Origin of the sequence: Psychrobacter vallis (assembly GCF_904846715.1) — a bacterium.
GTDB lineage: Bacteria > Pseudomonadota > Gammaproteobacteria > Pseudomonadales > Moraxellaceae > Psychrobacter > Psychrobacter vallis.
Genome location: NZ_CAJHBU010000003.1, coordinates 72971 through 97360, shown reverse-complemented (window position 1 = coordinate 97360; position 24390 = coordinate 72971). Strand labels below are relative to the sequence as shown.

21 protein-coding genes are annotated in these 24390 nt (G+C 41.5%); 2 read left to right on the top strand and 19 right to left on the bottom strand.

Annotated features, from left to right (window positions below; all coding sequences use genetic code 11):
- The first annotated feature begins 426 nt into the window (after positions 1-426).
- Positions 427-693 (top strand): 30S ribosomal protein S20, encoded by a 267-nt coding sequence (rpsT, locus tag JMY02_RS02940; RefSeq protein ID WP_010200097.1) that lies wholly within the window; start codon positions 427-429, stop codon positions 691-693.
- Positions 694-934: 241 nt separating this feature from the next.
- Here the strand turns inward: rpsT and JMY02_RS02935 are convergent, their stop codons facing one another.
- The 19 genes from JMY02_RS02935 to JMY02_RS02845 form a co-directional block, all read right to left on the bottom strand.
- Positions 935-1771 carry a histidine phosphatase family protein gene (locus JMY02_RS02935; protein ID WP_201595012.1) on the bottom strand — a complete coding sequence of 279 codons (837 nt, stop codon included), beginning with the start codon at positions 1769-1771 and terminating at the stop codon, positions 935-937.
- A gap of 98 nt (positions 1772-1869) precedes the next feature.
- Complete coding sequence (locus tag JMY02_RS02930; RefSeq protein ID WP_201595010.1) at positions 1870-2667, bottom strand: metallophosphoesterase; 798 nt, start codon at positions 2665-2667, stop codon at positions 1870-1872.
- A gap of 253 nt (positions 2668-2920) precedes the next feature.
- Entirely contained in the window at positions 2921-3619 is a 699-nt protein-coding gene (pyrF, locus tag JMY02_RS02925) for an orotidine-5'-phosphate decarboxylase (protein ID WP_201595008.1), read from the bottom strand.
- Between the two features lie 72 nt (positions 3620-3691).
- Positions 3692-4102 (bottom strand): lipopolysaccharide assembly protein LapA domain-containing protein, encoded by a 411-nt coding sequence (locus JMY02_RS02920; RefSeq protein ID WP_201595006.1) that lies wholly within the window; start codon positions 4100-4102, stop codon positions 3692-3694.
- A gap of 114 nt (positions 4103-4216) precedes the next feature.
- Positions 4217-4522: an integration host factor subunit beta gene (locus JMY02_RS02915; protein WP_021814997.1), complete on the bottom strand. Its 306-nt coding sequence runs from the start codon at positions 4520-4522 to the stop codon at positions 4217-4219.
- A 237-nt stretch (positions 4523-4759) separates the two neighbouring features.
- Positions 4760-6454 carry a 30S ribosomal protein S1 gene (rpsA, locus tag JMY02_RS02910; RefSeq protein ID WP_200861769.1) on the bottom strand — a complete coding sequence of 565 codons (1695 nt, stop codon included), beginning with the start codon at positions 6452-6454 and terminating at the stop codon, positions 4760-4762.
- A gap of 309 nt (positions 6455-6763) precedes the next feature.
- Complete coding sequence (gene cmk, locus JMY02_RS02905; protein ID WP_201595004.1) at positions 6764-7549, bottom strand: (d)CMP kinase; 786 nt, start codon at positions 7547-7549, stop codon at positions 6764-6766.
- Between the two features lie 306 nt (positions 7550-7855).
- Complete coding sequence (gene tadA / locus JMY02_RS02900; RefSeq protein WP_227678391.1) at positions 7856-8437, bottom strand: tRNA adenosine(34) deaminase TadA; 582 nt, start codon at positions 8435-8437, stop codon at positions 7856-7858.
- Positions 8438-9175 carry a uracil-DNA glycosylase gene (locus JMY02_RS02895; protein ID WP_201595002.1) on the bottom strand — a complete coding sequence of 246 codons (738 nt, stop codon included), beginning with the start codon at positions 9173-9175 and terminating at the stop codon, positions 8438-8440.
- A 290-nt stretch (positions 9176-9465) separates the two neighbouring features.
- Positions 9466-12024, bottom strand: coding sequence for an ATP-dependent Clp protease ATP-binding subunit ClpA (gene clpA, locus JMY02_RS02890; protein WP_201595000.1), 2559 nt, complete (start codon positions 12022-12024; stop codon positions 9466-9468).
- Positions 12025-12508: 484 nt separating this feature from the next.
- Entirely contained in the window at positions 12509-12904 is a 396-nt protein-coding gene (locus JMY02_RS02885) for an ATP-dependent Clp protease adaptor ClpS (protein WP_021815004.1), read from the bottom strand.
- A gap of 150 nt (positions 12905-13054) precedes the next feature.
- On the bottom strand, positions 13055-13921 hold the full coding sequence (locus JMY02_RS02880) for a hypothetical protein (protein WP_201594998.1): 867 nt from the start codon (positions 13919-13921) through the stop codon (positions 13055-13057).
- 102 nt (positions 13922-14023) lie between these two features.
- On the bottom strand, positions 14024-15091 hold the full coding sequence (gene argC / locus JMY02_RS02875) for an N-acetyl-gamma-glutamyl-phosphate reductase (RefSeq protein ID WP_201594996.1): 1068 nt from the start codon (positions 15089-15091) through the stop codon (positions 14024-14026).
- A gap of 69 nt (positions 15092-15160) precedes the next feature.
- The gene (hemE, locus tag JMY02_RS02870; RefSeq protein WP_201594994.1) at positions 15161-16297 is read right to left on the bottom strand and encodes a uroporphyrinogen decarboxylase; all 1137 of its coding nucleotides are present in this window, start codon (positions 16295-16297) and stop codon (positions 15161-15163) included.
- 259 nt (positions 16298-16556) lie between these two features.
- Entirely contained in the window at positions 16557-17729 is a 1173-nt protein-coding gene (proB, locus tag JMY02_RS02865; RefSeq protein WP_201594992.1) for a glutamate 5-kinase, read from the bottom strand.
- A 78-nt stretch (positions 17730-17807) separates the two neighbouring features.
- The gene (gene cgtA / locus JMY02_RS02860) at positions 17808-19034 is read right to left on the bottom strand and encodes an Obg family GTPase CgtA (RefSeq protein WP_201594990.1); all 1227 of its coding nucleotides are present in this window, start codon (positions 19032-19034) and stop codon (positions 17808-17810) included.
- A gap of 252 nt (positions 19035-19286) precedes the next feature.
- Positions 19287-20732: a glyceraldehyde-3-phosphate dehydrogenase gene (locus tag JMY02_RS02855; protein WP_201594988.1), complete on the bottom strand. Its 1446-nt coding sequence runs from the start codon at positions 20730-20732 to the stop codon at positions 19287-19289.
- 347 nt (positions 20733-21079) lie between these two features.
- Positions 21080-22249, bottom strand: a complete 1170-nt coding sequence (locus JMY02_RS02850; RefSeq protein WP_201594986.1) for a lipocalin family protein — start codon at positions 22247-22249, stop codon at positions 21080-21082.
- Positions 22250-22691: 442 nt separating this feature from the next.
- Positions 22692-23831 (bottom strand): NUDIX domain-containing protein, encoded by a 1140-nt coding sequence (locus JMY02_RS02845; protein ID WP_201594984.1) that lies wholly within the window; start codon positions 23829-23831, stop codon positions 22692-22694.
- A gap of 306 nt (positions 23832-24137) precedes the next feature.
- On the opposite strand from JMY02_RS02845, the gene hemP reads away from it, so the two are divergent.
- A complete protein-coding gene (gene hemP, locus JMY02_RS02840; RefSeq protein ID WP_227672156.1) occupies positions 24138-24296 on the top strand; it encodes a hemin uptake protein HemP in 159 nt (52 codons plus the stop codon).
- Positions 24297-24390 lie beyond the last annotated feature (94 nt).

The window sequence follows — 24390 nt, the reverse complement described above, 5'->3', positions numbered from 1 at the left end:
TAAAAAATACACTACTACTGTGATAAATTTTCGTCTGAGGGGTTGCATAGCCAATGAGAGCATCCATACCTATAGCGTATTTTTAGGAATATAAATCTTTTATTGCTGACCAACTATGTCAATAAAAACCTACTATAAACACCCTAAAAACCAGTCATCCATGTGATCTCATAACTTCTTTAAGCATTAATCATCAAACATATTGTCCTAAGCGCAATAATTTGCTAAAATATCCGGCTTTACACGTCAACGCTGTTTAATTATTCCAAACAGTTCTGGCGCTTGCGATGATTCATTAATATTAGATACTTTAATATTAGACATCGACATCATGTTTGACGAGACGGCTGCTCGTCACCGATGATTGTTAAACCCATTATTGCAATCAACATTCATATTTTATCTGTCTTTATCAAGGAGATACGCGTGGCTAATACTGCACAAGCTCGTAAACGCGCCCGTCAAAACACCAAACGTCGTCAGAACTCTGCGTCACAACGCTCTATGGTTCGTACTTACTTAAAACGTGTTGATGCGGCTATCGCAGCCAAAGATTATGATGCGGCTACCGAAGCTTATAAAAAAGCGGTACCAGTTCTAGATCGTATGGCTGACAAAGGTATTATTCATAAGAATAAAGCTGCTCGTCGTAAGAGCCGCCTAAACAAAACCATCAAAGGCCTACAAGCTTAAGATTTGTATTGTTTAGACCGCATCTCGCTATCATAGCGAAATGACTAAAACCTTGTCACTAGTTGTAATACTGGTACAAGGTTTTTTTATGCCTACTCAAAAATTAAAACAGCACAGAAAATTCATCTGAATAGCTATGAGGCTGTTTTCAAAAATTTTAGTAATAAGGAACAGGTATAAATTCTATATCATATAGACTAGGACGTGTTTGATACAGCGATTCATATTTTTAGGATTGGCATCACATCCACTTTACTTCTGGTGGTAATAATAGTTTGCTGGGGTGAAATCCTGCCGCACGGTAACCCTCTAATAAAGAGTGTATTGGCCGAATATATACTTCACCGCGCCAGACAAAATACGCGTTAGCATGCTCAAAAGGCTTGTCATCAAACCACAAAAACACCCCTTCCATCATCTTTGGCCAATCATTCCAATCTATCTCGATCACATCAAACATCACTGCTAAAAATGCGGACAGTAAAGTATCATGACTGACAGCAAGCATCAAATGCCCATGTTGTGGCTGATTCTGATAAAAAAGCGATAAGATATCGAGACCACCTTGATAGGCATTTTTAGTGCCTTCGAGATTGCCTTGCAAAAACCGATTGATAAAATTAAGCACGCCAATTTCTTTAAATATTGGATTGGCAACGTCAGGTTCAGTGACTAAGCTGCCTGGCTCAACCAATAAAGACTGATGCGAGATTTCACGTTTTAGTCCTGCTCCTTCTTGCATAAGCTGCGCTGTATCAATACAACGACCGATAGGGCTTGAGATACTATCGACGTCGAGTGAATATGGCAAATGTCCTGCCAACCAACGTCCCCAAGACTTTGCCAACACGCGACCTTTGGGTGTCAGTGGCAGCTGATAACTGGCAAAACCATTGCCATCAGAGCGCTCACGTAGAGAATGTCTGGTAAATAAAATCAGTCGTTTATTTTCAGGCAGTAAACTGACCGAAGCAATCATACTCTCAGGTAGGTGTGAAGGCGCTGGCGCACTTGGAGTATGACTCGCAAGTTTCTCAGCGGATATTTTTGACAAAGGATTACTAGGATTTCTGCTCATAGTCGTAAGCGTAGCAGATTTTTTGATAAGAATGAATAAAATATCCATTCAGTTTTAGGACGTGTCGAGAAATTCATGACGCTAATAGTATCGATATTTTAATCAAGATCAATCACTCTATCCCATGCAAATTCCAAAGCCGTACTACTCACCTCATTAGGATAAGCACGCGGATTGACAATGACACGTGTTTTACCAATACGATAGTCAAATGCTTCATGCGTATGACCATGTACCCAAAGTGCCGGTGCCCAATCCTCGTGCATCCACTCAGATAAGTCACTGACAAAAGCGGCATTACTCGGCAAATCCGCATATTTTTCAGACACTGATAACGGACTGATACTATGATGACTCATGACGACAGTTTTTTTGCCGAGCTCTTTAGCCGTTATCAATGCTTGCTGAAGCCATCGACGCTGCTTAGCATGAATTTGCATCGAAACCTGAGGGGAAAATAGCTCACTACCAGCATATATTTGCTTATAATCACGCATAAACCGCATGGCAGCAGCCATGGTATCTTCATTGGCTTGATACTGATAATCCGTCCACAGTGTGCAACCTAAGATTCGCACTTCACCAATATCCATATGTTGACACTGTAGCACCCTAACACCTTGCTTCGACTCATCACTATAATTGTCCCACGTTGCTAACTTCTCATCAAAATGTAACACGTCTTCATTAAAATATTCATGATTGCCGGATATCGTAATTAGCGGCACTTGTAAGCGTGTTGCTTGCGCTTGTAGCCACGGCATACCGCTATCACTATTGGCCGTGTCTCCCGCTACTAGTACTACGTCTGCATCAGTCTTAGGGATATGTCCTATCGGATGCGACTGACGAGCATAGCTATCAATATGTAAGTCACTTAAAATTTGTAATTTCATATTATTTAATATTATCCAAAGGTGCTATTTTCAAAAATTTTAGTGGAAATAAAAAAAGCATGAGTACCACATGTCATAGTCTACGCAAGTCCAGCATAGCCGATCATAACTTTTAGGGTTTGTATAAGCATAAGTTCAAATAGTGTAGCACTTTTTTACTAATCAACAAAAAGTAAAAAAGACAGCGAGTTAGGCTGCCTTTTCTGCTATTTTCCAGCTATGTAACACTAGATACTTTTTATAGACGCTTTTTTTAGAGGCTGTGGAGTATGGTTTGCAGTTTAGCAGCAGGATCGGCAGCTTGAGTAATTGAACGACCAATAACCAGATAATCTGATCCATAACTTAGCGCCTGTTTTGGCGTACAAATACGTTTTTGATCATCCGCATTGTCTTCAAGCAAACGAATACCAGGAGTGACAAGCTTGAAGTCATTACCACATAAGGATTTAAGTACCTTGGCTTCTTGTGCCGAGCAAACAACCCCATCAAGACCTGCCTGTTTGGTCAATTGGGCCAATCGACTCACTTGGGCATCTAAACCGTCAACAATACCCGTTTGCATCAGTGCTTGATTGTCCATAGAGGTTAAGACCGTAACTGCAATCAGTAATGTCTCAAAACCACCTTCTAATAAACGCTGCTTGGCCAGTGACATCGCCTCTAAACCAGCACTTGCATGGACATTTACCATCCATACACCTAGCTCTGCCGCTGCCAATACTGCTTGCGCGGTCGTGTTAGGAATGTCATGAAATTTTAGATCCAAAAACACGTCAAAATCACGCTGATGTAGCGCCTTAACGATTTCAGGTCCACAGCGAGTAAATAGCTCTTTACCGACTTTTAATCGACACAATGTGGGGTCTAATTGGTCAGCTAACGCTAAAGATGCCTCCATAGTCATATTATCTAATGCAACTATCACTGGAGAATGGATTATATTATTCATTGTTATGCCATTTTATATCAAGTTTATCAAATTATTATGTCTAGCCGTCTCAACAACATATTCATTATTCAATCAATAGTCGCGTTTCTTCTTGGTTAAGGTCGCATTTGTATCTAAATTATGTGCGGTGTCTTCATGTACATTGGTAGCTGTTGCACCATAGACCGCTTCATCTATCGTGGGAGCGTTTGCTTGGCGGTCGATAACGATATTTGCTTGTGTCAATTGCTCCTGCAAATTTGCATTTACCTTTTGCAGACGTGAGATTTCCCATTTATTCTGTAATACACGAAATATGAGTAATGCCAATAAGATACCAATGACGACACCAAGTATGAGACAGAGAATCAGTAGCAATCCTAAATTCATCGTAGGTGCTTGCGAGAATAGTAGGTTTACGCCTATTTCGGTATTATTTGCCAATACCAAACCAAGCGAATAAGCAAAGCTTAAAAACAGTAAAACAAACAGTAAAAATCGCATAAGATATATACCTCGGTTTGGCGTATCAGAGATATTTTAAAGATAAAATCATAGCAAAAGCAGCTAGCGAATTACTTTAAAATGTTCTATTTAATCAATAGTTTATAACTGCTCTTAACTATTTGCAACTTTATCATTGACTGCTTCACGTAGTGCTTTACCCGGCTTAAAATGTGGAATGGCTTTAGCAGGAACAGGGACACTTTCTCCCGTTTTAGGATTGCGACCCATGCGTGCACGGCGATGATGTAAGCAAAAACTGCCAAACCCTCGAACCTCTACTCGCCCATCATTAGCCAAAGTATGGGTCATCAGATTTAATATTTCACGCACTGCGTCATCGACCACCGCATCAGCCATATTGTCACAGTTCGCACTCAGATTACTAATAAATTCAGATTTATTAATCGTTTGTTGCATTATTACGCTTGCCTTGTCGATTGATGGATAAGATGATTATGAATCAAACTGAACATCTATTGATTCACATCTCGTTACTCAATGTTGCAAATGATAACGGATATTGCAGTAAATAGGAATAAAAGTTTGCCAATTTGACTAAAAACCTCAATGATGAAACTTGTATCAAAATGCAATCATAAAAAAAGCGACCGGAGTCGCTTTTATTATATTACTTTTATATCAATATCTTACCGATTATTGCATTTGTTCTTTGATCAAATCACCAATCGTTTTTGGCTGAGCATCAGAACTTGAAGCAGCAGTAGTGGTGTTCGTGCTACCCAAATCTTTAATCGCTTGACGCTCTTCAGCTTCGTCTTTCGCTTTGATAGACAAGTTGATATTGCGTGTTTTACGATCAACACTGATGATCTTAGCTTCAACATCATCACCAACGCTCAGATGCTTAGTCGCATCTTCAACACGGTCACGTTGAATTTCAGAGGCACGTAGGTACGCTTCAACTTCATCAGCAAGCTCAATAGTAGCGCCTTTAGCATCTACTTCTTTTACTTTACCATTAACAATAGCACCACGGTCATTGTTGACTAGGTATTCATTGAATGGATCAGAGCTTAACTGTTTCACGCCTAGGCTGATACGGTTTGCTTCTGCATCTACTGACAATACCATTGCTTCAACAGTGTCGCCTTTGTTGTAGTTACGAATAGCGTCTTCGCCAGTTTCGTTCCAAGAGATATCAGATAGATGAACCAAACCATCAATACCACCGTCTAGACCGATAAAGATACCGAAGTCAGTGATTGATTTGATCGTACCAGTGATTTTATCACCACGCTCATGTTTCTTATCAAACTCATCCCATGGATTGGCTAGAGTCTGTTTGATACCTAGGCTAATACGACGACGTTCTTCGTCGATATCAAGAATCATGACTTCAACTTCATCGCCCACTTGAACAACTTTTGATGGGTGGATGTTTTTGTTGGTATGATCCATTTCTGATACGTGTACTAGACCTTCAATACCTTCAGAAATCTCAGCAAAACAACCATAGTCAGTCAAGTTGGTGACGCGTGCTTTAACAACGCTACCTACTGGATAAGTACCGCCAACGTTGTCCCAAGGATCAGTACCAAGTTGTTTTAGACCTAGGCTAACGCGATTGCGCTCACGGTCAAACTTCAATACTTTAACTTTCAAGTCTTGGCCAACTTCAACAACTTCAGATGGATGCTTGATACGGCGCCATGCCATGTCAGTGATGTGCAATAGACCATCAATACCACCAAGATCAACGAACGCGCCGTAATCAGTTAGGTTCTTAACGATACCTTCGATTTCGATGCCTTCTTCAAGCTTGTTCAATAGCTCTTCGCGTTCAGCTGAGTTTTCAGCTTCCATAACTGCACGACGGCTAACAACCACGTTGTTACGCTTTTGGTCAAGTTTGATAACTTTGAATTCAAGCTCTTTGCCTTCAAGGTGTGTCGTGTCGCGAATAGGACGCACATCTACCAATGAACCTGGTAGGAACGCGCGTACTGAACCGATATCTACGGTAAAGCCGCCTTTAACTTTGCTTGAAATAATACCTTTTACGATCTCATTATTATCAGAGATTTTTTCAAGGATATTCCAAGTTTCAACGCGCTTGGCTTTTTCACGCGACAGTAAGGTTTGACCCATACCGTTGTCGACCGCTTCAACTACGACATCAACACTATCGCCAACTTCAACTTCAAGTTCGCCTTCTTCGCTTAAAAACTCTTCACGAGCGACGATACCTTCAGATTTTAGACCAGTATCAACAGTAATCCAGTCGTTATCGATGGCGACAACAGTACCGGTGATAACCGAGCCACGCTCGATATCCAGACCTGTTTCTTCGATGCTCGCTTCAAATAGTTCAGCAAATGATTCCATTATGTCTACCTTTGTATAGCCGTATCCTGTCCAGCACAGTACGGATCAAATTTATGACTGTATAAAACGAGAATACTGGTTTTATATCTCATACATTCATATAAAAAAACGTTTGTTGATAATAAGCAAATGATTGAAAAAACTCATTAGCAACAACCGTCTTACACCAAACCACTTTATATAATTATTCCTAGAAAACTTACCTTTTTATAGGTTTTTGGAATTCGAAAAACAATCAAGTTTCATTACTGCAATTTTATACTAAATCCAACCTTTATAGGGAGTTTTTTGGTACTTACTATGTTGTTTTTATTAACGAATAAAAACAATGCCCTTTTCTTGAGAGTGTTTCTTTATTTGCTCATAGACCATATCAGCGTCTAATGTTGAACTATCTAATAGCAAGGCATCTTCTGCAGGTTTTGAGGGTGCAGTGGTACGATTTTCATCACGATCATCACGGGCTTTAATCGTTGCTAAAATTTCCTCAAAATCGGCTATTTGACCAGCATTGAGTAGCTGCGTTACGCGGCGCTCAGCACGTGCTTCAGCACTTGCTGTTAAAAAAACTTTTACATCGGCATCTGGAAATACTACCGTACCCATATCACGACCATCAGCGACCAATCCTGAGCGGGTTGCCATATCTTGTTGCAGCTTTAACAATGCTTGACGAACTTTTGGGAACACAGCTACCTGTGATGCATAGCCACCCACCGTTTCGTTACGGACTTGCTCACCTACCGCCTCGCCATTTACAATGATATCAACACGTCCTGACTCATTGTTAGGCACAAAAGCAATGTCTAAATTTTTTGTTAATGCCAAGATAGCCATCTCATCAATTTCTTGACTGACATCTGTAGAGATCAACCCAGCTTCAAAGGCTTTGAGTCCTACAATTCGATACAAGGCACCCGAGTCTAGTAACTGATATCCTAACGCTTGTGCTAAGCGCCACGTAACCGTGCCCTTACCTGCGCCACTTGGCCCATCGATACAAATAACCGGATAACGCAATGGCAACACTTGGTCATCATCACTATTAAGCAAGGTCTCATTACTCTTAAATAAATTATCAGGTGTGCAGACAGTCATAATATTCACTTAACAGTAGGCGCTACTTATGCGGTTTTTAGTATGCCAGCAACAGAACGATATTCATTGAGTAGTTCACTAAACATTTGGCAGCGACCGTAACGTTTCGCCCTCAAATAGGGCAATATTATAGCAAAGAAACGAATCAATCACTAGCAACAAGACCGATATCTTGTTAATTATACCAAACCCAAAAAATACGATTGGCTACTTCAAACTCGTTTGGCCTACAATAAGCAGTACTCGCGCTCGTTTTTCTTGCTACTCTAATTTTTGAGATTGGTATTTGTGAATATCAAACGCGCCCTACTTATCTGATTTTTTTGCAGCTTTTCTGCGCTCACGAAAAAAGGCTTTAAGCATCTGACTACTATGATCGCTACATAGGCCACGGTGTACATGAATGTTATGATTATAAAAGGGCTGCGCTGATAAATTCATTTGACTACCAACCATCCCAGCCCGTGGCTCGCTTGCTGCATATATCAATCTATCAACTCGTGCATGAATCAACGCGCCAATGCACATGGTACAAGGCTCTAAAGTGACATATAAGGTGGTTTGCAGCGGTAAACGATAGTTTTTTAGGCGCGCACAAGCATCTCGTAGCGCCACGATCTCAGCATGAGCCGTCGCATCATGACGGCCAATCGGTTCATTAAACCCTTGACCAATCATTTGCTGATTATGTACCAATATAGCACCTACTGGCACTTCTCCAGCTTTGGCTCCTTGTTTGGCCAATTGAAGCGCTTTTTGCATCCATTTAGCATCTTGAATTGACCAAAATGTACGGGTGGCAAACGCCTCACTTATCGGTAAGCCATTCATAAACGGACCATTCATAAACTCATAAGGCGGTAGGTTTATCATTGGATTGATTGGCATTTACTGTGGCAACTGCCAATCAATCGGCGTTTGACCGTATTGCAGCAGATAGTCATTGGTCTTAGAAAACGGCTTAGAACCAAAAAACCCACCCCGATTGGCCGCAAGTGGCGAAGGATGTACCGCTGTCAAAATCAGATGTTTACTGGTATCGATATACTTACCCTTTTTTTGCGCCTTGCTACCCCACAAGATAAATACGGTATGCTCCGTTTGTTCATTGACCGCATCAATCATAGCATCAGTAAATTGCTCCCAGCCTTTATTTTGATGACTGTTTGGCTCTCCTTCTTTTACAGTCAATGAACTGTTCAATAGCAAAACCCCTTGCTGCGCCCAATAAGTTAAGTCACCATGCTTGGACGGCTGAATGCCAATATCATCTGCCATCTCTTTGAGTAGGTTATTGAGTGATGGTGGCTTTGGAATGGCTTTGGGAACAGAAAATGATAAGCCCATCGCTTGCCCCGGACCATGATAAGGATCTTGTCCTAAGATAACAACCTTAACCTGTGCTAGCGGCGTTAAGTTAAGCGCATTGAATATCAGCGGTGCAGGTGGATAAATACTGTCATCTGACTGATAGGCATCCTTTAAAAAAGCCCGTAAATTATCCATATTATCTGATGTTAATTCCTCTGACAATGCCATCTTCCAATCTTCTGGAAGGCGGACTTTGTCTAAAATTGCCTGTTTTTGCGCTGGAGTTTTTGTCGTCTGCTCATCGAACAGTTCCATAATATGTCCTTTATTATTTGTTATAGTCGTTTCTAAATAAAACATATACATTATATTGCAACGCTGCACTGATATAAATTTTTCTTGCTTGCTGTGCGCTTTGCACTCCAGAGGCTGCAAAAAATTTATTCCAGTCCCGCTCGCTATATCGTTTTTATAATGAACTCACTATATGAGAGAGATAAAACGGTTTATAGATTTTATTGTAAATTATAGCAATAAAAAAACGGCTACCGCAGTAACCGTTTTTATAATATAGCAATCGTTTCTATAATATTAGTCGTAATGGTTTAGCTGGCTAATGATTCAGAATCTGGATGTGGCTCATGCGTCTCAACCACTGTCAAGATAATACGGCTATCGGCCGAACCTTTATCTGAAGACTTGCCGCTATTTTTATCGAGATTGATAGTATCATCCTTTTGGGCATCGGTTGCTTCAGGCTCCAAGGTAAGATGTACTACCCCGCCATTAACCAATTCACCAAACAGAATCATACTTGCCAATGGCTTTTTGATCTCATCCTGAATCAAGCGCTGCATCGGACGGGCACCCATGAGACGATCATAGCCTTTGTTGGCCAAATAATCACGCACGTCATCATCAATCTCTAAAGTGACTTGCTTATCATCAAGCTGTACCTGTAGCTCAACCAAGAATTTATCGACCACCGATACCACCACTGACGGATCCAATGGATTGAATTGAATAATTGCATCTAAACGGTTACGGAATTCAGGAGTAAATACACGTTTGAGTGATTCAGTATTGTCACGGCTATGATCTTGCTGCGTAAAGCCCATAGAAGAGCGACTAATGCTATCTGCGCCGACATTCGTCGTCATAATGACGATCACTTGCTTAAAGATAGCCACACGACCATTATTATCAGTCAATGTGCCATGATCCATCACTTGTAACAACAAATTGAACACATCAGGATGCGCTTTTTCGATCTCATCAAGCAATAACACACAGTGCGGATGTTGATTGATCTTTTCAGTCAACAAGCCACCTTGGTCATAACCCACGTATCCTGGCGGCGCACCAATTAGGCGTGAAGCGGTATGGGCTTCCATATATTCTGACATATCAAAACGTATCAGCTCCACGCCTAGTAGATTGGCTAGCTGACGAGAGACTTCTGTTTTACCAACGCCTGTCGGCCCCGCAAACATGAATGAACCAATCGGCTTGTCTGGTGCTTTTAGACCAGCACGAGACAGCTTAATCGCATCAGCAAGTGTCGCAATCGCTTCATCCTGACCAAACACCAAATGCTTTAGATCGCGGTCCAAGTGCTCAAGAATACTTTTGTCATCACTTGATACTGATTTGGGCGGAATGCGCGCTAGCTTGGCAATGATGGCTTCGATATCAGCCACATCAATTTTCATCGGTGGTTTTTTGGCTTTAGATAGTTTTGGTTCATCCTCTGTGTTGGCGCGATCATGCGCTTTGGCAGATTTTGCTTCATCTTGCATTTCACTGTCGCTGTCATTGTCGGTATCAATTCCTTCAACATCAGCATCAATCTGCGCATCAAAGTCTTGCTCTATATCCGCAATGAAACTTTCTTCAGCATCGATGTCATCGGCATCAGGAATCACACCCAAACGCTTATAGGCACCTGCTTCATCAATCACGTCGATTGCTTTATCTGGCAAAAAACGCTCATGAATGTGCTTGGCTGATAATTGTACTGCTGTGACCAGTGCTTCATCCGTATATTCAACATTATGAAACTCTTCATAACGCGTTTTGAGACCCCGTAAAATATCGATGGTGTCATCCACACTGGGTTCTTTTACATCAATTTTTTGGAAACGACGTGAGAGTGCATGGTCTTTTTCAAATACCTGACGATACTCAGTGAAAGTCGTCGAACCAATACAGCGTAACTCACCATTGGCAAGTGCGGGCTTAATTAGATTTGATACATCCATATTGCTACTCATAGAGGAGCCTGCGCCGATAATCATATGAATTTCATCGATAAATAAAATGGCGTTCGGCTTTTTCTTGAGCGCGTCAAGCAAGGATTTCATGCGTTTTTCAAAGTCACCGCGATACTTGGTTCCTGCAATTAATGAACCAATATCAAGGCTATAAATCACACAACCGCTCAGTGGCTTTGGTGCTTTGTCATTGATAATTAACCATGCCAAACCCTCAGCAATAGACGTTTTACCAACACCCGGCTCACCGACTAATAACGGATTGTTTTTGCGGCGGCGACATAGTACTTGAGCAGCACGCTCAATTTCAGAAGCACGCCCAATCAATGGATCCGTCTTACCTTCTGCGGCCCGCTGGTTTAAATTAGTAGCAAACTCAACCAATGGATCTTTGCTGGTTTTCTCAGACGCGCTACGGCGCTCACCAGTCACAGATGCACGTGGCTCAGCTGGCTCGTCCTTGTCTTGACCATGAGATAAATATTGAGTCAGCTCAAGACGACTGATGCCTTGCTTTTTAAGCAAATAAACCGCGTAAGTATCATGCTCTGAAAACATAGAGACTAAAATATCTGAGCCTTCGACCAGACGGCCACCACCAATAGACTGTACATGAAAAATAGCGCGTTGCAAAATACGATCGAAGCTTTGGGTCGGCTGCGGTGATTGCTCCGTATCTGCCTCTACCGTTGGCGTATGCTTATTGATATAAGCTTCCAATTCAGTACGTAGCGTTGAAACATTGGCGTTACAGGCAGTCAATGTGTTGGCAGCGTGAGTATTTTCTAACAGTGCCAATAGTAAATGTTCAACAGTGAGATACTCATGCGATTTTTGGCGCGCAAGTGTCATTGCTAAACGCAAAGAAACTTCAAGATGACGACTTAACATAATGACTTCCTACAGTTATACCTATCTTAATAATTGATAGCTTTATGAATGAGTTAGTAAGTAAATCAGGGCGACAGATAGATTGTTCAAGGGCAATATTCGTATTATTAACAAGCATGAATAAAGGACATTGGGCATAAACGGCTTAAATACCATGCGATTCATCATTGACGGAGAATTTTGATAATTGACACATGCTTTTCTTTATCTCAACACGATACTCAAGCAGAGTCAATCTATTAACACAGACTAAAGTGTATCGAAGCATATTGCACGTTGGTAGATTCAGAAATAACAGTGTATGAGCAAACGAAGAAATGAGTAGATAAGAGCAAGTAATAGAATGATTCAAAAGGTTATAAAGAGTTTAGACAACCTTCATTTAGTTTAGGGCATGTCCTCATTTTAAACATGGCGATAAAAATGAGAACAAAAAGATTGAAACGATGAAAGTAAAAAAGAACGAAAAACTTAGGTACAATCTTTACTCACCTTGATGCGGCTCTATTTGAGTGAGTAGCGGATAACCTTCACGATGCGCAAGGCTGTTTACCTTTTTGGCTTTGGTCTCAGCAATATCTTTAGGATAAATACCAGCGATGCCTTTGCTACTGTTGTGAATCGTCAGCATAATCTCGACCGCAGAATCCATACTATGACGGAATTCTGACTGCAAAACGTAGACGACAAACTCCATCGGCGTATAGTTATCATTGTACATAACCACTGCATACATGGGTGGTTTAGCCACTTCTGGCTCTGCCACCAACACGTCAGTCTGTGGCGCAGTTTCGCCGTCCGTATCACCATCTTGCGCACGGGGTACAGGCATATTGGGAAAGTGCCAATCAGAAACCGTCGGTATAGCTTGTAATATCATTTTTTTCATCATAATCAAAATATAATTATAAGGTAAGTTTGGAGTAAGAGAGATACTAAAGGCAGGTAATCAAGCATGTAACAACGCTTAATCGTTACATATAAGCGTTGTTCATGATTTTGAATAACGCTATCATCAACTAATAACTCATTAAGGTTCTATTGGGCTTTCATCAACTTTTGGTAAGTCTAAAAGCGATAACGGCATACCATCAACGCTAGCACCAAGTGTCCAATTATACAACTGCTCTATTTTTTGCCCGCCTGCTTGTAAGCTAAGCTTGACTTGTAATGGTTTAAATCCAGTTGGCATCGTGAAACGACCACGAATACGGGTAATACCTTCAATCGTATAGAACGACGGATCCAACGGTACTTCCACCAAATCGTCGTCATTAAGCAACGTCAATGTTGGCGTTAAGCGTTTGGCTTTACCATCACTGCTGAGCATACCAACATCAAAACCATACTCAAAGGCATTTTCAGGCAAGGGTTTAATCTCAGCACCAATCACCTGTAAAGGCATGCCGCCTTTATCACTAACGATATCTGCATACAATTCATTGAGCTGAGAGATCTGTCTGTTTTTTACCGTTAAGGTTTGCTGACTTTTACGCAATTCGTTGAGATTGGCCAAACTTATCGCCAACTCTTGCTTGGCAGTAGATGCTTGGTTGGTCGCTATTTTATGACTGAGGCTTAATTTTTCAAGCTCTCTTGTGGCCTCAGTGCTATTAATCATTGCTTGCTTGGTTTCCGTTTGCATCGAATGAAAGCCGCGCTGATAGCCTAATTTGTGACCAAATACCAGTCCAACGATAGCCGTCACTAATATCACAACGACAAAGAGCGCTAATACTAATGTGGATGCTCCTCGTTGCGTCCCATCTATTGCATTTAACGAACCAGCACTACTTTTAGGCAGATGCGGTCTATGCCCCATGTAATAAAGAGCAGCATTTTGGCACGATGAACGTGCTGGCTGTGAGCAAAGGCGTCGTACAAGCTTGACACGCATTTAAATAGTATCTCTTAACAGTAAAGGCAAATCATTATAGCGGAATTTATAATCAATACCTAGCACCATGAATCTGAATGATTCGTTAGTAACAAGCCCCTATTAGGGGACAATAGGAGCAAAATCCAATCCCATAGATTCATCAAATCCAAACATCACATTCATATTTTGTACGGCTTGTCCGGCTGCACCTTTTACCAAATTGTCTTGTACTACGATAACTGTTAACTCAGCGCGCGCGTTATCTTGGTGAACAGCAATGCGTAAGCGATTGCTAGCACGGACACTACGCGTATCTGGATAAATACCTTTTGGCATAACATCAATGAATGGCTCTGACGTATAGCTACTCTCGAATACTTGTTGCCAGTCAATAGCAGCGCCAGCTTCAGTAAGCTCTAAATGAATAGAGCTAAGCATGCCACGTATCATGGGTACAAGATGCGGTAAAAAACGAATGCGATGAGTAAATTGGCTGTTTAATAGTTGTGCAACGCCTTGTTCGATCTCTGGCAAATGACGATGCCCTTCGACACTATATGCTTTAAAGTTATCGGTGGTTTCAGCATAGTTGAGCGCAAGTTTCGCCTGACGACCTGCTCCTGAAACACCAGACTTTGCATCAATAACAATACGAGACTCAACCAGCCTTTCTGCTTGTTTATTTTGGGTTTCGATAATTGGTTTTAAACCCAAAATAGCAGTAGTCGGATAGCATCCGGGATTGCCAACCACCAAAGCACTTGCTAATTTATCGCGATTGACTTCAGGCAATCCATAAACGGCTGTTTTTAGGAGATCAGGACAAGCATGCGATTGTTGATACCAGTGCTCAAAATCCGTCAATGATTGCAAACGAAAGTCAGCGGCCAAATCAATCACTTTTACCCCTGCTTGAGTAAGTGCTTCAGCTTGCTGCATGGCAACGCCGTGTGGCGTGGCAAAAAACACCACATCGCATTTTTGTAATGTCGCAAGCGTGTTATCGCCTAAATCACTAAATACTATATCTGAAATACCGCGTAAGCTCGGGAATATCTCATCAGCTCGTGTGCCCGCTTCGCTACGTGATGTGAGCAAATCAATAGATACTTCAGGATGCGCAGACAATAAACGAATCAGCTCAATACCCGTATAACCTGTACCACCAACAATCGCTGCTGAAATCATAAAATATTCCTTTTCTTTTACGCCGTAAATACTAGCTAGATATAACGTCTACATTTAAGCTTAGAAAACTTAAATTTTATAATCATGTACCGCATCGATAAACACTTTGGCATTGTCAGGATTGACCCATTGAGTGATACCATGCCCTAAGTTTGCTATGTAGCCTGTTTTTTCACCGCCAGCATAGGCGCTATCGAGCATTGCGTTGACTTCCGCTCGAATAGTCGCGGGCGAGCCATACAATGTGGCTGGATCCAAGTTACCCTGAATGGCTTTACTACTTTGTAGTTTTTTATGCTGTTTGGTCAGCTGGCGCTGGCTTTCATTCAGCACTTGTCGCGCACGATCGACCGGCATCGTCCAGTCTAGACCCAACACATCGGCTTCGCTGTCCGCTTGAACATCCAGCCACAATCCACCACCTTTGGTGAATAGTACCACTGGGATTTGCGGATGACGGACTTTTAACTCAGCGACAATGCGCTTGTTATAAGCATGCGAAAAGTCAATGAACTGACGATGACCAAGCGCGCCGCCCCAACTATCGAATATCTGTAATATTTGAGCGCCAGCGACAACTTGTGCATCTAAATAGTCAATCACTGCCGTTGCTAATTTATCTAATAATTGATGTAAAAACTCAGGATTACTGTACAAGAACCCTTTAGTATAACGGTAGTCTTTTGAGCTGCCACCTTCAATCATATAGGTAGCCAATGTCCATGGACTACCAGAAAAACCAAATAAAGGCACTTGGCCATTTAGGGCTTTACGAATACTCGTCACCGCACGCATGACGTAATCCAGCGAGTCATTGGGTTCAAGTAATGGCAATCTATCAAGATCAGCTTGCGTACGAATAGGATGTTTAAATTTAGGACCTTCACCCGTCTCAAAATACAGACCCAGTCCCATGGCATCAGGAATGGTTAAAATATCACTAAATAAAATAGCCGCATCTAGATCATAACGACGTAGCGGCTGCAAAGTCACTTCAGTAGCACGGTCTGTGTCTTTGCATAAGCTCATAAAGTCACCCGCTTCAGCACGAGTCGCCTTGTATTCTGGCAAATAACGACCTGCTTGACGCATCATCCAAACTGGAGTGGTATCTATCGTCTCAAAGCGTAGTGCCCGTAGCAATCTGTCATTTTTTAAAGGCGCAAATTCTTGCTGAATCGAGTTGCTATTGTCTGAAGCACTCATGTACAAATCTCCAAAACAACAAAGTATTCATGAGTATGAACACTTTGTTGGATAAAATAAATTGAATAAAAGAGTAATAAATTTTTATAACATATGGATAGCAACATGTAAGTTTAAAAGACTGCAATATCGCTAATGAACATTAATAGCAGTCTCTAAACTTTTTATACACTACTTTAGAATGCTTTTATGAAACGCTCGGTATTTGTTATAAGCACTCAAATCTTGAAACAATAAATATTGCTATAAAACTCATGCATTATACGGTTATTGCCAAGTTATCACGGTGCACCATCACGACACGTTCTTCACTATTACCAAAGATCTTATCAAACTGTTCGGTACGTTCACGTGCCACTCGCCGCGCATCATGAGAGGAGAAATTCACCTGTCCAACAGCGATACGCTCACCCGTATCTTCGTGAATAATTTCAACGACATCACCTTCATCAAAGCCACCACGAACCTCGACAACACCGACGGGTAATAAGCTTCTATTATGTTCGGTTAAGGCTTTTGCCGCACCAGCATCGACAACCAAGCTACCAGACATACGCAGATGCGCCGCCAGCCATTGCTTACGAGCGATAATTTTGTCTTCATCATTGGTCGTCAAAAGCGTGCCAACTGCTTCACCTGATACCACACGAGTGATAACGTCATCAATAGCTCCGCTCACAATAACGGTCGGACAACCACCCATTGCAGCAAGGCGACCAGCACGGATTTTGGTCAGCATACCACCGCGTCCAAGCTTACCGCCATCTCCTGCTATGTCAAACAAATAATCCGCCATTGCACGCTCTTGTCGAATCATTCTAGCATTGGGATTGTCACGTGGGTTATCCGTAAACACACCATCTTGATCCGTTAGGATAATGTACAAATCTGCATTGACCATCGCTGCGGCCATTGCACCTAAAGTATCATTATCACCAAATTTAATTTCATCAATAGTAATGGTGTCGTTTTCATTAATGACAGGTAGCACGCGCCATTCTAATAATTGCGTCAGCGCACTTGTCGTATTGAGATAACGGCTACGATTAGATAAATCATCATGAGTCAATAGCAGCTGTGAGCTTTGAATACCATGTTGGATTAAGGCTGACCACCATGTTTCAATCAAACCCATTTGCCCGATAGACGCACAAGCTTGTAATGCCGCTAGCTTTTTAGGGCGCTCGTCAAGATCCATCCGTACTACACCTTCAGCAACCGCACCTGACGATACCAGCAGGACTTCAATGCCCTGCTTATGTAATCTAGCGATCTGCTTTGCCCACTCATATATGGCAGTTCGATCTAGCCCTCGACCATTATTGGTTAATAACGATGAGCCAATCTTGACAATAACGCGCTGAATATCAAAGTTGCGGGTTTGCTTAATAAACCGTGCTTCTTCGATCGTGTTTTCCATGTCACCTACCATATAAACTCCTGTTTCTCATGTGAATTGATTACGGGGATTGATTAAAAAATTCAAACATATCCGCTTAAGCGCATTCGCTTAAGGAACATAAACTACCTCGACGCCATCTTCGTCGTCATCATTAAAGTTAGCATCAAAATCGGCATCATCGGTTGAATCTAGACCTTCACGCGCCGCTTTGCGTGCTGCACGATACGCTTCACGCTGGGCTTCAGTGTTAAGGCGTACTTCCACTTCTAAGCGCTCAAAACGTGTTCTTTGTGCTTCAGCGAAGATAGGATCTTCTAGCTCACGCTCACGCTCTAATTCAATCTCATTCATCAAGTGATATTTAACCGCATCAGTCCCTTCACCCATTAAGGTTGAGGTGCGAAATACATCGCCTGTCCAATCAAGCTCGGCGACAATATGGGTACAAAGCTTATCTAACTCTTCTTCAGGCACCTGATCGATTTTGTTCAATACCAAAATCTGTGGCAAATTAGCCAATTCAGGTGAAAAACGCTCAAGCTCTCTTAAGATGACGCGAGCATTCTCTACTGGATCACTGCCATCAATTGGCTGTACATCAACCACATGTAACAAGCGACGTGTACGAGCCACATGCTTCAAGAAACGAATGCCAAGTCCGGCACCTTCTGAAGCGCCTTCGATAAGACCTGGAATATCCGCCATCACAAATGAGCGATGACGACCGATATCGACCACACCCAAATTAGGAACGAGGGTGGTAAATGGATAGTCAGCAACCTTTGGTCTAGCAGCAGAAACTTGACGGATAAAGGTAGATTTACCAGCATTAGGCAAACCAATCAAGCCAACATCGGCCACTACTTTTAGCTCAAACTTAAGAACTTTTAGCTCACCTTCAAAACCTGACGTCGCTTTACGCGGTGCTTGGTTAGTAGAGCTCTTGAAATGGGTATTACCCAAACCACCATCACCACCTTTGGCAATCAGTAACGTCTGACCAAGTTCAATCAAATCGCCCAACACTTCATCTGTTTCGGTATCAACTACTGTGGTACCGATAGGCACTGGTAAAAACAAATCATCAGAACCCTTGCCTGAACAGTTTCTACTATGACCGTTCTCAGCTCGCATGGCATCGTGACGACGAGTATAACGATAGTCAACTAGCGTATTGGTGTTATCCTCTGCAATGACATAAACGTCTCCGCCCTTGCCGCCATCGCCACCATCAGGTCCACCACGTGGGACATATTTTTCTCGGCGAAAACTGGCGATTCCGTTACCACCGTCACCTGCTTTTACCGTTACGACGGCTTCATCAATAAATCGCATTTTACTTTCCTTAATTTACAATCCAGTATACATACTGGTTACAACCAACGGCTGTGTTTTAGGGTGTTACTAAATCGTGTGGTCATCGCATTGTCATCATGCTCTCAGCAAACGTTGTATTTTCTCTTAGCATTTATTATGACAATAACACCCGATAACCAATCAGACTATCGGGTGTTTGAGTATAACATTTCAGATTATGCCAAACTATCTAACAGACATATAAAGTAGCATTTGTTCAGGTTTGATGCTTTATGCTGGAATCTGCGTATAACTGATTCCTGCCATTTGCGTCGCCAAACGCAATACCTGAGTGCTATACCCTACTTCATTATCATACCAAATATAAACGATCGCATGATTGTCAGTCAAAATCGTTGCTTGTGCATCGACGATACCGACATGAGTATCTCCGACAAAATCGGTCGATACGGCTTCTGTTGAATCTGTATAAGCAATCTGCGACTGCCAAGTGCTGCTATTAGCAACTTTACGCATAAAATTGTTCAACGCATCGGCGCTGTTCGGTGCGGTTTTGAGGTTCAAGTTCAATATTGCCAAACTGACGTTTGGCGTAGGTACACGAATTGCATTACCCGTCAATTTACCACTCAATGCTGGTAGCGCTTTGCCTACCGCTTTTGCCGCACCGGTACTCGTGATAACCATGTTGAGTACCGCACTACGGCCACGGCGATCGGCTTTATGATAATTATCAATGAGGTTTTGGTCGTTAGTAAATGAGTGAATCGTTTCGACGTGACCGTTTTCAATACCGTATTCATCGTTCAATACTTTTAGGGTTGGCGTGATGGCGTTGGTGGTACAGCTTGCCGCACTAACAATCGTATCATCGCCAACCGTATCGTTATTCACACCATAAACGACGTTTTTGATTTCACCGCCAGCAGGTGCCGTCAATAAGACTTTTTTCACGCCTGTAGATTGCAAATGCTTACCAAGACCCGCTTCGTCTTTCCAAATACCTGTATTGTCAATAACGACTGCATTATCAATACCATAAACGGTATAGTCGATATCGCTTGGATCATTGGCATAAATAATCTGCACAAAGCGACCATTAATAATCAGACCATTGTTTGCGTCATCGACAACCACACCACCAGCGAAGCTACCATGAATGGAATCACGCTCTAATAGTGATGCACGCTTTGCTAAATCACCAGCGGCAGCAGGACGTACGACAATGGCTTTTAATTGCAAACCTTTCGCGCTTGATGCTTGTGACAGGAGCAGACGCGTTAAGATACGACCAATACGACCAAAGCCATACAATACAACATCCGTTGCAGCATTCACGGTGTTGTCATTGCTATTTATTGCTTGAAGCGCCGTTTGTAAATCAGTGTCATTGGCGATTAGTTGCCCAACATCAACTCGTGCCGACTGCAGACTAGGGTTGTCTGCTAACGCTTTAACCATGGCTAACGTATCAGCGATATCAATAGATTTAGCACCTTGCTCACGCAGTGCAACTTTTTGATGCAATGCCAATATTTGACCAACTGAAGTCGTATTTAGCGTTTCGCCGAACAAAGTCACTTGCACGTCTTGCTGGTTATAGAGCTTATTTAATAGCCCCATAAGCTCAATCGCTTGCTGCTCTTGGTTGTTATAATTGCTTAAATGGTCTTGATGCAATTGGCGTAAAGTATCAGCGTTGCTCACGAGAAACATCCTTATGGTCAGTAATGTATGATCAATAAAGTATAAAGAACTAGAAATGAGATAAGTCGTGGGTAGTCTAAGCAATAACTCTAGCATGATAACCAAACACGGTTGGTATTACTTATTGACGTTAGAGTATTTAAATCGCCTAGATTTTAGCCTAAAACGCTCTATTTTGCCAGCGATAACCGAACTACGAGGGCTTATAAGGCATTTTATTATGACATGCTGGTCATAATAAAAATAAAGGCAGCCAATGATGCTGCCTTCTTATGGCTCGTTATTTTGGATAACCAATCGGATAATATAAAGCCAAATGGCTGATTCAATCAGTCACTAGGTGGCTAGCTAAATAATTATGGCACCAATTTAACGGTTTGATTGCTATGCGGTGTCAGCTTAAATTCTTTTAAATCATATCCTTGCTGCTGAGCAATCTGACGATATTTAGCATAGGTTTCCTGACTGACATTTGGCGAACGAGCCAATAACCACAGATAGTCCTTATCAGGTGTTCCTACCAAAGCCGTTTTATAATCAGCATCACGTGCTAGTACCCAATAGTCAGCGCGCCCTACTGGCAACCAACGAATCCACGATGGCAAAAACGTCACTTTTAACTTACTTCCCGTTGCATCTACTGGCTTAGCTAGACCCTCAGCGGAAATGCTAGTACCATCTGTACCCATACACTTATTAGCGACTATGATGCCTGATCCATCCGTTTTTTCAGTGTAAGTGGCCGTCACGTCACTGGCACAATTACGCTGAAAATACATGGGCAAGCGCCCTATCTCATACCATGTTCCTGCGTATTTCTTCAAATCCACACTATCAACTGTGGTTGGGGTACTGGCAGCCTTATGTATGATGGCACTTGGCTTGATTGATAACGTTTCTGTCGTTGTTTTATCAGTCGTAGCACTCGCTGTTACTCCTACTCCAGAGGCAGCATTTACTGGTGGCGTTGCAGCATAAGCTGAAAACGCGGCTAACGGTATGATAATAGCTAAAGCAATGCCTGTATGTTTGATTAATCCATTCATAAATATACGCTCCGGTATCTCTGTATATGAGGCATTGCTAGTGGATGATGCATCGATGTCTTGCCAAGCATCATCTAAACTCTCCACCGAATCAGTTGAAAAATCTGACATCAATGGTTCTTTTTCGCTTAAATTTTGTGATTGTTTATAACCATTGGCAATATCAAAACTGTCATTGTCATGAGTTTTTAGAATATCATTCTTTGCATTTTGTGTGTCAGTCATGGCGAACTCTTTTGCCTTTACAGGGCGTTTGTAGCCAAAACAGCTATCTTGTGGAGACGTGATTGTCGCCAAATGATTAGAATCTTGATTATTCCATTTTTCATGATGGTAGCTAGCATCATTGCTGGCATCACCTGTATGCTGATTATCACCGTCGTTCATATAGTAACTGCTCGACTGGTTAGTCTGCTGAGACTGAGAACCAGCTTCCTGTGAATCAGACCATGCTGACTGAGGTAACTTATTGGTTTTCATAGAGGTACCATTATTAATAGTGACTATTAGAACGCTTTATCCATACTCTTCATTTGATTGCTTAAATTTGGATTTCTTCGGTGCCGTTAATGATAAACCGTGTCTTTAGATATGAAATCTAATGCCATACAAATCAAACTTGATCTAAAAGAGTGAGAAACGCAGCTATCTGGTTAGCAATCTTGCGTGTCAAAATAAAATAAACGCTCTTTGATTAAGTAGTAAATATTAGAAGCAATCTAATCATTAAAGTAGTGATGCAATGTAGGGAATCGCAACGGTTTGTAAGTGACTATGTATTTATGCAGTGAAATAAACACATAGTTACTCATTGGATAAATATATTAAAAATCAGGTATTTATATTGACAGAATTTGATGGTGTCCTCACCGATACAAATCACGTTAATATTTTTGCAGTGACGATTTTGCAGTTTTTTTTGTTAAAGAAATTTGCGAATACCAGCAATACCGACACCGCCGTGCTCCAATGCTTGATCGATCATCGCAGGTGATAGGCCGCCTAAACCGATGATTGGCATATCCGCCAATTGTGCCAATGCTGACCATGACTCCCAGCCAAGTGGCTCAGTATTTGGGTGTGTTTGGGTAGCTAGGATGGGAGATAAGAAAGCAGCAATCACTGGTGGTAACAGCTGTTGTAGGCGCAAACTGGCAAGCTTATTGGCTGCCTGAATACTGGCTATATCATGGCAACTGACGATTAATGGACGATCATGAGAGAGCAGTTGGTCAGATGCAAAAGCATTCTTATTACTATCAAAATGACCATCAAAACTGTCATCAAAATTATTATCAAACCATTGCATTAATGCGGTGTGCGTTAAGTGGTTAGCGACAATTTTCTCACTAACATTTACGTCTGGCGTCTTTATCGAACTTTCAGTGGTTAGCGACTGACTTGCATCCTGCTCAGGTATAATTACCAAGATATCTGGACGTATATCCATTAACTGCGCTGCTAAATGCTTTGCACCAGTGTCTTTTATTCGAATATATACCCAAGTATCTGCTGCTAATTTTTCTTGATGATATTGCAGCCATGCTGCCGCTGGATCAGGATGGGCGCTAAAGTGTATTAATGGATAGGTAATCGCTATGTTGGTTGGCAGACTTAGCCAAGCAAGAATGGTTTTATTGGCGGCTGGTAAGTGATATTTCCCTGCCAATAAATCGCATTTATCTACCCATACTAACGCTTGCCCTTCTAACCCGTACTGACAGGATTTGTGCTGTTGATACTGCACTGCTGTCAGCTCAATTTTATAGACCGCTAAGCTAACCTGCTTATCACCATAATCGTGATGTAGGCGACCAAGTTTCACAATAGTATTGTCTTGAATGGCAATACCTGTCTCTTCAGCGACTTCTCGAATGACTGCCTGCTCTGCACTTTCATTGGTATCTATCTTACCGCCCACAAACTCGTAACGATTGCCCTGATGTTGGGCAGCATGTCTGAATCCAAGTAAATACTGTTCTTTATGATAAATGACTGCGATTGCAACGTTTACGATAATTGCTTGCTCATGTTTGGCTGGTTTTTTTGCTTCATCTGACATGACAGAATCCTTTATAACGGTTTTTATGACAGTTCTAATCATCTTTATGGTTTATCATTTTAAAGAATGAAAAGCGATATAAATTTATATAAGTTATTGATTTAAATTAATATTTATTTTTTATTAGGAGTTTTATAACAACTTTATAAGAATTTCTTTAGATAAGTTTACATAATAACTGCATTTTATTTTATCAATTGGCTTGCAAAATTATCGAATCTAAATGATAATTATTATCGTTAAAAGCAATAACTCTTCTTGCTACCCTACCCAGCCAATTTTTATCAAAAGGAATTTACTATGAGCATGGTCATTTCTCGTTACTTAAATTGCCGTGAAAACCGTTTACCTACTTTACAATCTCAGCATCTATTCGCTCTAACCAAAGAAGTGCGTATTGAGCATGAAGGTGAAGAGTATCGTCTACGTTTAACTCGCAATAATCGCTTAATCCTGACTAAATAAAAAATATCAGCACACTTTTACACTTATAAAAAAACGCCTTCAACAAAAGGCGTTTTTTTATGTCACATAAAGGATTCAGTTTAAAAAAATACAG

Excerpts from the sequence above, each read along its gene's own strand:
- JMY02_RS02935 (WP_201595012.1), bottom strand. The coding sequence starts at position 1,771 with ATGAGCAGAAATCCTAGTAATCCTTTGTCAAAAATATCCGCTGAGAAA.
- JMY02_RS02930 (WP_201595010.1), bottom strand. The coding sequence starts at position 2,667 with ATGAAATTACAAATTTTAAGTGACTTACATATTGATAGCTATGCTCGT.
- pyrF (WP_201595008.1), bottom strand. The coding sequence starts at position 3,619 with ATGAATAATATAATCCATTCTCCAGTGATAGTTGCATTAGATAATATG.
- JMY02_RS02920 (WP_201595006.1), bottom strand. The coding sequence starts at position 4,102 with ATGCGATTTTTACTGTTTGTTTTACTGTTTTTAAGCTTTGCTTATTCG.
- JMY02_RS02915 (WP_021814997.1), bottom strand. The coding sequence starts at position 4,522 with ATGCAACAAACGATTAATAAATCTGAATTTATTAGTAATCTGAGTGCG.
- cmk (WP_201595004.1), bottom strand. The coding sequence starts at position 7,549 with ATGACTGTCTGCACACCTGATAATTTATTTAAGAGTAATGAGACCTTG.
- tadA (WP_227678391.1), bottom strand. The coding sequence starts at position 8,437 with ATGCCAATCAATCCAATGATAAACCTACCGCCTTATGAGTTTATGAAT.
- JMY02_RS02895 (WP_201595002.1), bottom strand. The coding sequence starts at position 9,175 with ATGGAACTGTTCGATGAGCAGACGACAAAAACTCCAGCGCAAAAACAG.
- clpA (WP_201595000.1), bottom strand. The coding sequence starts at position 12,024 with ATGTTAAGTCGTCATCTTGAAGTTTCTTTGCGTTTAGCAATGACACTT.
- JMY02_RS02885 (WP_021815004.1), bottom strand. The coding sequence starts at position 12,904 with ATGATATTACAAGCTATACCGACGGTTTCTGATTGGCACTTTCCCAAT.
- JMY02_RS02880 (WP_201594998.1), bottom strand. The coding sequence starts at position 13,921 with ATGCGTGTCAAGCTTGTACGACGCCTTTGCTCACAGCCAGCACGTTCA.
- argC (WP_201594996.1), bottom strand. The coding sequence starts at position 15,091 with ATGATTTCAGCAGCGATTGTTGGTGGTACAGGTTATACGGGTATTGAG.
- hemE (WP_201594994.1), bottom strand. The coding sequence starts at position 16,297 with ATGAGTGCTTCAGACAATAGCAACTCGATTCAGCAAGAATTTGCGCCT.
- proB (WP_201594992.1), bottom strand. The coding sequence starts at position 17,729 with ATGGTAGGTGACATGGAAAACACGATCGAAGAAGCACGGTTTATTAAG.
- cgtA (WP_201594990.1), bottom strand. The coding sequence starts at position 19,034 with ATGCGATTTATTGATGAAGCCGTCGTAACGGTAAAAGCAGGTGACGGT.
- JMY02_RS02855 (WP_201594988.1), bottom strand. The coding sequence starts at position 20,732 with ATGTTTCTCGTGAGCAACGCTGATACTTTACGCCAATTGCATCAAGAC.
- JMY02_RS02850 (WP_201594986.1), bottom strand. The coding sequence starts at position 22,249 with ATGAAAACCAATAAGTTACCTCAGTCAGCATGGTCTGATTCACAGGAA.
- JMY02_RS02845 (WP_201594984.1), bottom strand. The coding sequence starts at position 23,831 with ATGTCAGATGAAGCAAAAAAACCAGCCAAACATGAGCAAGCAATTATC.
- hemP (WP_227672156.1), top strand. The coding sequence starts at position 24,138 with ATGGTCATTTCTCGTTACTTAAATTGCCGTGAAAACCGTTTACCTACT.